This is a genomic window from Alteromonas sp. 07-89-2, from assembly GCF_013113925.1.
Lineage (GTDB): Bacteria > Pseudomonadota > Gammaproteobacteria > Enterobacterales > Alteromonadaceae > Alteromonas > Alteromonas macleodii.
On the sequence record NZ_VTYM01000033.1, the window covers coordinates 24,797 to 36,669 of the forward strand.

The window sequence follows — 11,873 nt, forward strand, 5'->3', positions numbered from 1 at the left end:
TAACTACGCTGGCTGAGTCGCTGGGTCTGCAGCGATACTGCCTTTAGGTGCACGAACGGTTTTCCATGTGTTGTATGCCATAATGAGCATACCCGCTACCACGAAACAACCACCAATGAAACGAACCACATAGAAAGGTTTAGACGCTTCTAATGACTCAACAAAGCTGTAAGTTAAGGTACCGTCAGCATTTACTGCACGCCACATTAGACCCTGTAGTACACCAGACATCCACATTGCTACGATGTATAGAACAACACCGATAGTTGCGAACCAGAAGTGTACGTTAACTAGCTTGGTGCTATACATAGCGCGCTGACCGAATAGCACTGGAATTAAGTGGTAAATTGAACCAATTGAAACCATTGCAACCCAACCTAGAGCACCAGAGTGTACGTGACCAATTGTCCAGTCAGTGTAGTGTGATAGTGCATTAACGGTCTTAATCGCCATCATTGGGCCTTCGAAGGTAGACATACCGTAGAAAGACAATGAAACAATAAGGAAACGCAATACCGGGTCGGTGCGAAGTTTATGCCACGCGCCAGACAGCGTCATAATACCGTTAATCATACCACCCCAAGATGGAACGAATAGGATAATAGACATCACCATACCTAACGACTGAGTCCAGTCTGGTAGGGCAGTGTAGTGAAGGTGGTGAGGACCAGCCCAGATATACAAAGAGATAAGTGCCCAAAAGTGAACAATTGAAAGTCTGTATGAGTACACCGGGCGACCAGCTTGCTTTGGTACGAAGTAATACATCATACCAAGGAAGCCCGCAGTTAGGAAAAAGCCTACCGCGTTGTGGCCGTACCACCACTGCATCATAGCGTCTACTGCGCCTGCGTACAGTGAATACGATTTAGTGAAAGATACCGGAATAGCCATGCTGTTACCAATATGAAGAATTGCAACAGTTAACATGAACGCGCCTAAGAACCAGTTTGCAACATAAATGTGCGAAACTTTACGGATTACTAGGGTTCCGAAGAAGTTAATGATATAAGCGACCCAAACCAGTGCCAAAAGGATATCAATTGGCCATTCTAGTTCAGCGTATTCTTTAGTGCTGGTTAAGCCCATAGGTAGGGTAATTACAGCTAAAACAATAACGGCTTGCCAACCCCAAAAGGTAAATGCGGCAAGTTTGTCACTGAACAGTCTTACCTGGCAGGTACGCTGAACGATGTAGTACGACGTTGCAAATAGCGCACAGCCGCCGAAGGCAAAAATAACGGCGTTAGTGTGCAACGGACGCAAACGTGAGAATGTTAGCCATGGTGTGTCAAAGTTAAGCATAGGTGCAAATAATTGCGCGGCAATAAATACCCCTAGGCCCATACCAATGATACCCCAGACTATGGTCATGATGGTAAATTGCCTAACTACTTTATAATTGTAGTCAGGTTGTGCTTGGCTTATTTCACTCATTTTAATGAATCTTCCACTTCAAATGAACTATGGTCTCCAACTGCCGGAATAGTACGGTCGAGACGTGTATCAGCTAAGGAATAACGCTTCACACCGAGCTCGGAAAGAGTAATAATTATTGTCTCCAAGCCAGTTGGTACGCGGATGATAAGGTTTTTAATTACAAAAAGATACCATAAACTACCTAAGCTTGATCTCCGTCAATGAAGAAATACACAAAATTTAAGAAATGCTAAATAAAGATAACAATAAACGATCAAAATATTTACATTCCCAGCTTCCATTAGTGGCCATTATTGTTGTAGCCGTGTGTGTATACCTTGCACATAAATTCCAGTCATCGGTGTTAAAAGACACGAGCGTAGTTAATGGAATAGGAAACAGCTGCAACTTTGTCAATGAAACTTGCGAATTCTTAATTGATGACAGGTTAGCAATTGCCACTTTTTCAGCTATGCCTGAAGCCGAAGAGTCAGTAACGGTTAAGCTCTTAGTTCCTGAGGGAGAGGAAATAGAGAGCGCATGGATTGAAGGGGTAAACATGTATATGGGCAAAATTCCCGTGCTGTTAGATAACGATGGTCAAGGAAAGTGGTCAGGTTGGTTTATGTTAGGCAGTTGTAGTGAGCCAGTTATGAAATGGCAGCTACGTCTAAATATTAAAGATAAAGGAAGCCCCAGCTATTTGTATTTTGTTACACAGCAGTAACTGTTTTCAAAGCAATAAGACTCTCCCTACAGAAGAGGGAGTAAACAAGCAAAAAAAGGCCGCTCTTTATTTAAAGAGCAGCCTTTTTATTAATTACCTGTAAATTGTAGCGTGAACGCTATTTTTTACATTTGCGACTGCAAATAGTTTTGAAGCCCTAAACGCTTGATAAGACCTAGCTGCTGTTCTAGCCAGTGTGCGTGGTCCATCTCTGTATCGTCTAGTAGTACAATTAGCATGTCACGAGTAACATAGTCTTTCTCGGTTTCGCAAAGTGCGATAACTTCACGCAGTTTTACGTCAACTTCATATTCCACACGCAAATCGCTCTCAAGCATTTCAGGTACGTCTTTACCCACTTTGAAGCCAGTGCGCTTCGTCATGTCAGGCGTACCTTCTAAAAACAGCATGCGTTCAATTAGCTTAGTTGCATGTCCACGCTCGTCATCAAATTCATGATCGATGCGTTCGTAAAGCTTATTCAAACCCCAATCAAGATACATCTGAGAGTGAATGAAATACTGATCCATGGCGGCCAACTCATAAGAAAGTAGTTCGTTTAAGCCATTGATGATTGCTTGGTTACCTTTCATTAGTCATCTCCCATTACTTGCGCTTGTAGGTAGTTCTCTATACCCATAGCATCAATTTGGTATTCTTGCGTTTCAATCCAGTCTAGGTGCTCTTCTTCATATTCAAGAAGGTCTTCAAGCAAATCACGAGAAACATAATCCTGCTTTTCTTCACACAGCGCGATAGCTTCACGAAGTAGTGGAAGCTGTTCCTTTTGAAAACGCGCATCACATGACAGCATTTCAACGGTATCTTCGCCGATATAAAGTTTGCCTAACGCTTGAAGATTAGGAAGGCCCTCAAGGAAAAGGATGCGTTCGATCAGGTCGTCTGCTTGCTTCATGTCCTTGATAGACTTTTTATAATTTTTTTCGTTAAGTTCAGAAAAACCCCAGTTTTTGAACATACGAGCGTGCAGAAAGTATTGATTTATCGAAGTAAGTTCACTTGTTAGTACTTCATTCAATTTTGCAACAACTTGTTTATCACCTTGCATTGTGTAAACCCTATTAACGTATTTGCGTGAAGTTTAGTCTAAATTTGACTGCATGTCAAAAAAGTCTTTGTAAAACAATTGTTTACAAACGATAACGTTTCTCAATTCATCCATTGTTCGCATTTAGAACAGCATTACTGTTGTGCATGCGCATAAGCAAGACTTTCTTCAGCAAAACCAAGCCCTGCTTCGGTAAAGAAGTTGAAGACTTTATCTACACCGTTTTCTAATAAATGTGACACTTCATCCTCATAGCGTGCAATGGCTGCAACTTTTCCAACATAGCCCGCGTTTTTAAGCTGACGTGTGATGTTGATTGAGTCTTGTATAGAAGGCAGAGCAAGCAAAACAAGCTGAATCTGTTTGATATCTAAATTATCCCACAAATCGACGTCTTCACCGTCGCCGCATATTACGTTTAAGCCTTCGTCTGATAACTCTTTTACTTTTACTCGGTCGGCGTCCATTCCCCATACGCTCACATCACTTAATTTAGATAACGCATTGAAGGCACCGCGACCAACTCGTCCCATCCCCAATACTAAAAACTCCGCGTTGTGGAGAGTAGGATAAATGTCTTCTTTTAAGCGCTCGTTTTTCTCAAAACGTTTAATGGTGTGCTTATGATTGTGATATTGAGAATGAGAATTGCGATAGAGCACGCTTGTAATAACGAATGAAATAGATACGGCTAAAGCAATCACCACTAACCAAGAGTTTGCCAATAAACCTAATGAAACGGCTAGTGCGCCAACAATAAGGCCAAATTCACTGTAATTAGAAAGCACCAAGCTGCTCAAGTAAGCCGTGCGACCGCGTAGGCGAAGCGACGTAAATAAGCCGAAAAAGAGTGCTGCTTTTAACGGTATAAATAAGCAGAACACGATAGCTAGGACAATCATACTGAGATCGGGAAGGGCGGTAAGACCGATAGTAAGGAAGAAGCCGATTAAGAAGAGATCCTTAAAACTAAGCAGCGACTTCGCTAGCTCCGAAGCCTTTTCATGTTGCGCTAACATGATTCCAAAGATTAGTGCCCCAAGATCGCCTTTAATGTTAACCAGCTCAAACAAGTGATAGCCACCTAAGGCGAGGATAAAGCCAGTAAGCGGAAGCAGTTCACCGTGGCCCGACTTATTAATCATTTTGTTTATGATTGGCATTGCTGGGAATAAGGTCAACAAGGCAAGCGCCCACACAGAGGGGAGCTTTCCAGTTGCTGCAACAAGGAAGATAACAGCAAAAACGTCTTGCATGACCAAAATGCCAATGGCAAGGCGGCCGTGGCGGGTTTTACTTTCGCCACTTTCTTCTAATACTTTAACCACGCACACTGTGCTACTGAAACTAAGGGCAAAAGCGATAAGCGCAGCGCTTTTCCATGTAAGCCCATCAACGAAATTTGCTGCAACCGCACCTATCGCATAGACGCAACAGGTAATAACGCCTACCCATACTAAGGTATGTGAAACGCTTCCCGCCCAAACTTCTCGACGACTCAAATCGCGGATGTTGAGTTTCAGACCGATGGTGAAGAGCATAATGGTGATGCCCAAGTTGGCTATTTGGGTTAAATCTTCAGTAAGCGTGTAGCCTGCAAAATTTAATAAAAAGCCAGCTACCAAGTAGCCAACTAAAGGAGGAATGCCAATAAGTTTAACCGTTAAGCCGCAAACAAATGCGAAAAGAAGAAATGCATACTCCATGAATTACCTTTCAGAAAATGTTGAACGTAAAATCCGTTACCTTTTTATAGGTCACATCATCTATTAACCAGTGATAGCTACAAATCGCCCAGTCAACTCGCTAATTGAAAGGTTTTAGACTAGCATGCAATGGCTTGTTTTCGCAGCTAAAAAAGCATTGTAATTGTATTTTTTGGTAACGCGTAACCCAATTGAGCTAGAAGCCGGCTCAGCATATTTAACCTTTAAATCAGTCATTTACCGCTAAAGTAAATCTAGTTCCCGATTTTAGGTGTATTGAACAGGGTTGTAGGCATATTATTTTGTTTAGATATGACTAAAGATAAAGAAGGACTTTGAATGCGTTTAACAATTCTAACTGTGCTAACCCTGCTGGTCGCTTTCAACGTGGTGATTGGCGTATTGTGGGCGCCCGTGTGGTGGTTTTTACTTTTATCAGTCACGCTACTCATTTTTGGTCTATACGATGCCTTCCAAACAAAACATGCCATTTTAAAGAACTTTCCATTAATTGGCAGGGTACGATGGACCGTCGAGGGACTAAGGCCCTACATCCAGCAATACATCATAGAAACCGATACTGGCGGAGCACCTATTTCCCGCATGTTTCGTTCGATTGTTTATCAACGTGCGAAAAACAGTAGAGAAACTGTTCCCTTCGGTACTCAGCTAGATACGTATAAAGATGGCTATGAGTGGATTGGCCATTCTTTATCTGCTCGCGAAGTGGAAGACATGGATGAAGATCCCCGAGTGACGGTAGGTGGCCCTCATTGCAAAAAGCCGTATCGTGCAAGCATACTTAACATAAGCGCAATGAGCTTTGGAAGCTTGTCAAAAAATGCCATTTTGGCGCTAAATAAAGGTGCTGCAAAAGGCGGGTTTTACCATAACACAGGTGAGGGTGGTCTAACCCCATATCACCTCGAAAATGGTGGCGATATCGTTTGGCAAATTGGTACGGGATACTTTGGTTGTAGAAGTAAAGATGGCGGTTTCGATCCTGTTCTTTTTGAAGAAAAAGCCAAACTCGACAATGTGAAAATGATAGAAATAAAGCTAAGCCAGGGCGCTAAGCCTGGACATGGTGGTATTCTACCTGCGTATAAAAATACCCCTGAAATAGCTAAAATAAGAGGTGTTGAGCCTGGAACTCAAGTTGATTCTCCCCCTAGACATAAAGCGTTTGCAACGCCTTTAGAAATGGTTGATTTTATTAGTCAGTTACGCAAGTTAAGTGGCTATAAACCAGTGGGTATTAAGCTGGCGCTGGGTAGAAAAAGTGAGTTCATTGCCATGTGCAAAGCCATGGTAGAGAAGGACGTAACGCCAGATTTTATAACGGTAGACGGGGGCGAAGGAGGTACCGGCGCCGCACCGCTTGAGTACACAAACTCTATAGGATTTCCTCTGCGTGAAGCGTTGGCGTTTGTTGACGACTGTCTCACTGGTTTTGGTATTCGCGACAAAATTAAAATCATTGCTTCTGGAAAAATCATTACCGCTTTTCAGTTAGCGAAAAATCTAAGTTTGGGCGCCGATTTATGTAACAGTGCCCGAGGAATGATGTTGGCACTTGGGTGTGTTCAGTCGCTGTCATGCAATACGAATAAATGTCCGACCGGTGTAGCAACGCAAGACCCCAAGCTTGCCAAGGGCTTAAACGTTGAAGACAAGTACGAGCGCGTGTACCGCTTTCACAAAAAAACTATTCATGCGCTGATGGATATCTTGTCTTCTACAGGACATGTGAGAACTAGCGAACTAAATCGTACCCATATATTTAGACGAGTAGATCAGTGTAATATTGCGCGTTACGACGAAATTTTCCCGTTAGTTAAAACAGGAAGTTTCTTAACCGAAGACGTTCCCGATAGATTTAAATTACACTTAAAAGAAGCAAATTCTGAAAGCTTTATGCCTTGTAGTTTATTGGCAGAAATAGAGAAAGAAACGAAAGCGGTATCTTAAAAAAGCTAAGCCGTGACTCCTAATCAAATACCGATTGTGGAGTCACGCTTAATGATTTTTAATGCCTAAAACTGCGAGTTAATCTTTAGATTGCTCGCTTGGAATACGCAGTTGATAGAGGCGGTAATCACTAGTCCTGTAGGGTGTTACTTTATATTTAGGCTGAAGATACGCCACTAAATCTATTAGTTCGGAAACGGTTAGCTCGTCGTTTACAACTCGCATTAATGACACACCATCTTCGCTGGTGAAACTGGCAGGCTGTCGAGGAGTAAGTTTGTGTGATGGGTTAATAATACTTGTCACCAACTCTGCATAAGTTTTAATTCTTCCACTGCTGCCTCCCAACGGAATAGGCTTCGCGACTAGGTATTGCGCATTGTCGGACTCCTTTTCTCCTGCGATTCTGTGACAGTCTTGACACTGATACTTCTTAAATACCAAATAGCCTTTTTCCATATTGCCTTCGGGCAAGCTAAAGCCACGAGGTGACTGCGCGCCCTGGTCACAGGCGAAAAGGAGAAGCGTTGCTATAACAACTATTGCTGTTTTCATACTCATTTCCCTCTTTCTTTTACGGTAAAGATACGTAACGTTCGCTAGAACTAATGTGTATACACTGATTATGAATGAGGCTGCAGACTAATCATTGACCTAGCTCAAAGAATAATTATTTGTATAGCACTACTATTTAATAGAATTAGTTAACGGTAAGGTAGTAAAGCACTGCTACCTAACAAAAATTGAGGACAGCCACAATGCAAGGTTACGAGACAATTTTAGTACCTATAGATATTTATTCTGACTACGAATTAGTGGTGGAGAAAGCCATTGCAATAGCGGGCAATAGTCACAAAATTCACCTCCTGTATGTTGCTTATCCACAAACCAATGTAGAGCCTTACGGAATATTTCTAGAACGGGATTTTTCAGAGGAAGTAAGAGAGCAGGCATCAAGGCAATTAAAAGACGTTGCTGCAAAACATGATATACCTTACAGCCACATCAATGTAGAGATAGGTTCTCCAGCTGATGAGATTCACCATATGGCCGAAAAGATTAATGCAGATCTCATTGTTGTCGGCACCCATGGGCAGAGCGGTCTTCGTTTGCTACTTGGGTCAACGGCCAATGCAGTACTACATGGTGTTAAAACAGACGTGCTAGCTGTGAAAGTATAAATTAATGCGGCGATTAGCGTCGAAAATGTCTTAAATATTCATGATAAATACCTTCGCCGTCATGTAGATGTAACGAAGGCCAGTTACGTTTTGTAAGGCTGTAACTAATCTTAAAATTACTTATCATGATAACGAAACGGAAAGGTATTTTACGCGTACTCTATGCCACTTACTATTCACTTAAGGGGCTTCGAGCAGCCTTTTTAAGTGAAGCTGCGGTCAGACAAGAAATTTTCGCAATATTGATAATGACACCTGTAGCGTTTTTCATCGACGTTACGCATGTAGAACGTATATTGCTGGTGATATCTTTACTGATAGTGCTTATCACTGAGTTACTCAACACCGCTATTGAGAAACTCTGTGATCATGTCAGCACAGACATCCATTTATTAATAGGGCGTGCTAAAGATATCGGCTCGGCAGCAGTGTTCATTAGCTTAATGATGGCCGGCTTCACGTGGATTAGCATTCTTTGGTAGTGCAATTTGCGATTTATAGGCGGAAAGAAAGCCCTAATTTATAGGGCTTTGATTTTCTGGTCACAACATTCTGATACTAAGGTTCTAATTGTGCTATCTAAATTTTTAATGTGCGAATAATGCAATGAAGTTTCACCACCGTTATTGATATCTTTTATCGTAAAAACAACATCATCGCCTCGTGAAGTTACGCAGATTCTCACGTAATCATCAGATTGAGCTAATGGCACGTGGAGATATAACGGCTCATTGTTTGAGTTTAAATAATCTAGTGCTGCTTCTTGTGACTTGAAAGGGTCTTGCTTCTCGGGTTGGACATTCCATGACGACGAGGGAACCACCATTTCCGCGAGTAATTTTCCATGCTTTGTATCAATACCGCTACTCATATATCACTCCTTTTACTTGAATGTTTGCCAACTTAGAAAACCTATTCATTAATATAGGTTTAGGGCAAATTTACCTTTTGATACGCGAGTAATAGAGTTTCAGATTGGTAAAAGAATGAAGAGCGTAGGTGAGTTAGACATTGTTACTGAAGTTATTGGTTATGCGTAACACCGCATTAATTAAGTTACTGTATTTAATAAGCTTTATCTTTTCCGTTTTGCCGACAATTTTGCCATTCCACCACGCTTTACGTTAGCCTGTTTTGTATAATGCCCAGGCATTTCCGGTGATTGCCAACCTCCAGCCAGTTGAAGCTCGGGTAAAGATGCGCCATCTTCGGCTAGAGAAACTGCACCACCAACACGACCGCTATGAGGGGTAATGTTTTCGCTAATACCTGCGCGTTGAGCAATGCGTTGCCAAATCCGATAGACACTCGAATAGTTAAGTACATTTGCCTTATGGCTGGGAATGTTCTCATCGAATGGTAAAAGTGCTGTTTTATGGTTTGTTAGTCGTCTAAACAAAACGCCTTTGTGCAGGCCACGTAAATCTGAAGAAAGGCGGGTTGCTTTAGTTTTTGGGTCAAGATTAGCTTCGTTGATATACTCTTGAACCATAGATATAGTGCTGGAAGAAACATAGCGATATTGACCTTGACCAGACTGGTCGCTTTTCGAAGAAACAACCAACAGGGTGTTATTACGCGCAGATATATCCTCGATGCAGACTCGAACTAATTCATCAGCGCGAAGCAATGCATCAAACATCAGGTTAATGATTGCAAGGTCGCGGAGCTCTAATAAAGAATCAGGAATAATTGCATTGTTTATTTGTTCAAGCATATCTATGGTAAGCGGAACCGCTTGTTTGTGAGACAAGCGAAACTTTCTATTCTCTATAAGCGATAAACGGATGAAGTCTCTTAGATACGCAGATCTAATAATCGGGTTTGGCAATTTAGCCACGCCTAAAAATTTACTAAGGGCAGATAACCTACGCTTAATGGTTCTATAGGCGAGGGGAGAACGACACAACGCTTCGACATATTGTTTAATGCAGATCTCATTGTGTTCGAAGTTGTTTTTAAAGCCACTTAATCCAGCTTGCTTACAAAAAATTGCGAACTCATTGTAGTCACTAATGTATGCCCGTTGTGTGTTGTATGGAAGCTTGGTAAAAATATCTTGATAATAGCTTTCAACGTGATTATCAGAAGATGAACATTGACTTGTTGTTAGGTCGTCAGAACCTGACGTGTGCTGCTTACCACGAGAGTTCTCAATACCAAAAGCTGAAACCGTCGCGCTACTTGAGTCTTGTGGCTGTGAGTGGCTATCACTGTTGCTGTTAACTAATTGAGTTGTGATCAAGTATGAGCTATTAGTTTTTGAGGACATTGAGAGCAACCTGGTGAAGACATTAATGTGACTATTATGCTAGATTTAACAGAACTTGATAAGCTATTGATATGTAACAATATTCACGCATGATAACTGTAATTATCATGCGTGAAGTTACGCACTAATCCAATCATCACTCCACAAACCGCTTTACTATTATAATCTCAAGTACAGTGCTACTCTATCATATTACTGTATATATAAACAGTTTGGGTGTTTCAATGCCGTCAATTGTTGGCCTATCTCGTAATTATTCCAAACCATATCGCTAGATAAGGCTTGTGGCCTGCTGAGATAGTGCGTTTTTTGTGCAATTCAAATCGTGCGCTACGTGAAATCTGCAAGGTAATACCACGAATTCTCGCTCAGATTTCACGTAGCGACGCCTGAAAAATAAGCTGAAAAGTGATGAAAAAACACTCTAAGAGCTTATTTATTTAAGAAGTACTTCACATGATTTACTTCCAAGATGTTTGCTGGTTAGCCGCACATTTTCTAAAGCCAAACGAGTTAAAGGTAAAAGTAAGCGTTACAAAGTGGAATAGGCGATTACCTAGTAGTTATTACCTTTGCTTTTTATATGCTTTTCATAGAGCGCTTATTGAATGCCGACTTCGGTGCGACGACAACAAAACGACTATACGGTACGTTGCCAACAAAACGTCGACTACGAAAATACGAATTTAATAATAACACGTGGATAATTTTTAATTCTACGTGCTATCCACGCCACCCAACTTCAAAACAATGAACGGTCTTCATGCACAATGTTTAATTTAATAAGAAGTCTACATAATTGATGATATTTAAAATAAAGAGCAATCAATAAATGGGTTTTACGGGCCGTAATTATTACATTTAACGCAAAATATTAGAAAAGCCTAAACCTTACAGCTTGTCGTTTTATCTTAGAAATAATTAGGTTCCTTTATTTAATTCATCAGCGTAACGCCTTTGGATGATTGAGCTAGAAATTAATATTACAAGCTGTGCGTTCATTATTTAAAGTAAAGAAGACTAAAGCCTGATAAATGTTTTTAGGAACATGATTAAGTCCTAGTATTTATCTTTGTTAGTTGTCATTAAACCTTACGAATACCTAGAAATTACGAGAAGGATAGCGTAAAGCTCCTTGCAAGACTCCATCTGGCTCATTCACCATCAACTTTGATACTCTATTTAACATAATATACATTATGCGTAATTGAGTATATGGACGATAAGGGCACTAATGTCACTCTATTCGGATGTTTTGTTGGCTGTGATTACTTACAGACTTTTATGCGTGGCAGCTGTTTTTATGACTCGGCGTTACCGCACTTGCTTCGATTGTGTCAGTAGTTTTTATTGAAAGTCGCAATGAACTTTGGATTTAGACATGAAAGTTATAAATCGTGCGCTACGTGAAATTTGTAGCACTACACCTCGCAAAATGTATTTTTATTCACGTAGCGTCACGTTAGTTTTTTGATTAATTATGGGTATAACTAACAAACAGAAAGACGTAGTCTTTGTATTTTTATAC

General features: G+C 41.0%; 11 protein-coding genes. 4 read left to right on the forward strand and 7 right to left on the reverse strand.

Annotation, left to right across the window (positions count from 1 at the left end):
* Nucleotides 1–3: 3 nt before the first annotated feature.
* Complete coding sequence (ccoN, locus tag F0261_RS17745) at nucleotides 4–1,437, reverse strand: cytochrome-c oxidase, cbb3-type subunit I (RefSeq protein WP_012518545.1); 1,434 nt, start codon at nucleotides 1,435–1,437, stop codon at nucleotides 4–6.
* 229 nt (nucleotides 1,438–1,666) lie between these two features.
* On the opposite strand from ccoN, the gene F0261_RS17750 reads away from it, so the two are divergent.
* Nucleotides 1,667–2,146: a hypothetical protein gene (locus tag F0261_RS17750; protein WP_171338569.1), complete on the forward strand. Its 480-nt coding sequence runs from the start codon at nucleotides 1,667–1,669 to the stop codon at nucleotides 2,144–2,146.
* Between the two features lie 125 nt (nucleotides 2,147–2,271).
* On the opposite strand, the gene bfr (F0261_RS17755) is transcribed toward F0261_RS17750, so the two are convergent.
* From bfr (F0261_RS17755) to F0261_RS17765, 3 genes are all read right to left on the reverse strand, one after another.
* The gene (gene bfr, locus F0261_RS17755; protein ID WP_171338570.1) at nucleotides 2,272–2,739 is read right to left on the reverse strand and encodes a bacterioferritin; all 468 of its coding nucleotides are present in this window, start codon (nucleotides 2,737–2,739) and stop codon (nucleotides 2,272–2,274) included.
* Nucleotides 2,739–3,215, reverse strand: coding sequence for a bacterioferritin (gene bfr / locus F0261_RS17760; RefSeq protein ID WP_014949586.1), 477 nt, complete (start codon nucleotides 3,213–3,215; stop codon nucleotides 2,739–2,741). Before bfr (F0261_RS17760) ends, bfr (F0261_RS17755) begins: the two co-directional genes overlap by 1 nt.
* Nucleotides 3,216–3,349: 134 nt before the next feature.
* Nucleotides 3,350–4,921, reverse strand: coding sequence for a cation:proton antiporter family protein (locus tag F0261_RS17765; protein WP_171338571.1), 1,572 nt, complete (start codon nucleotides 4,919–4,921; stop codon nucleotides 3,350–3,352).
* 339 nt (nucleotides 4,922–5,260) lie between these two features.
* Between F0261_RS17765 and F0261_RS17770 the strand changes: the two genes are divergently transcribed.
* A complete protein-coding gene (locus tag F0261_RS17770) occupies nucleotides 5,261–6,892 on the forward strand; it encodes an FMN-binding glutamate synthase family protein (protein ID WP_171338572.1) in 1,632 nt (543 codons plus the stop codon).
* Nucleotides 6,893–6,970: 78 nt separating this feature from the next.
* Here the strand turns inward: F0261_RS17770 and F0261_RS17775 are convergent, their stop codons facing one another.
* Nucleotides 6,971–7,447, reverse strand: a complete 477-nt coding sequence (locus F0261_RS17775; protein WP_014949583.1) for a c-type cytochrome — start codon at nucleotides 7,445–7,447, stop codon at nucleotides 6,971–6,973.
* 203 nt (nucleotides 7,448–7,650) lie between these two features.
* Here F0261_RS17775 and F0261_RS17780 point away from each other — a divergent pair, with 203 nt between their 5' ends.
* Together F0261_RS17780 and F0261_RS17785 are read left to right on the forward strand one after the other, a co-directional pair.
* Nucleotides 7,651–8,073, forward strand: a complete 423-nt coding sequence (locus F0261_RS17780; RefSeq protein WP_171338573.1) for a universal stress protein — start codon at nucleotides 7,651–7,653, stop codon at nucleotides 8,071–8,073.
* Nucleotides 8,074–8,198: 125 nt separating this feature from the next.
* A complete protein-coding gene (locus F0261_RS17785) occupies nucleotides 8,199–8,555 on the forward strand; it encodes a diacylglycerol kinase (protein ID WP_014949581.1) in 357 nt (118 codons plus the stop codon).
* 38 nt (nucleotides 8,556–8,593) lie between these two features.
* Here the strand turns inward: F0261_RS17785 and F0261_RS17790 are convergent, their stop codons facing one another.
* Nucleotides 8,594–8,944, reverse strand: coding sequence for a hypothetical protein (locus tag F0261_RS17790; protein WP_014949580.1), 351 nt, complete (start codon nucleotides 8,942–8,944; stop codon nucleotides 8,594–8,596).
* A gap of 204 nt (nucleotides 8,945–9,148) precedes the next feature.
* Nucleotides 9,149–10,345, reverse strand: a complete 1,197-nt coding sequence (locus F0261_RS17795; protein ID WP_171338574.1) for a tyrosine-type recombinase/integrase — start codon at nucleotides 10,343–10,345, stop codon at nucleotides 9,149–9,151.
* Between the last annotated feature and the right edge of the window lie 1,528 nt (nucleotides 10,346–11,873).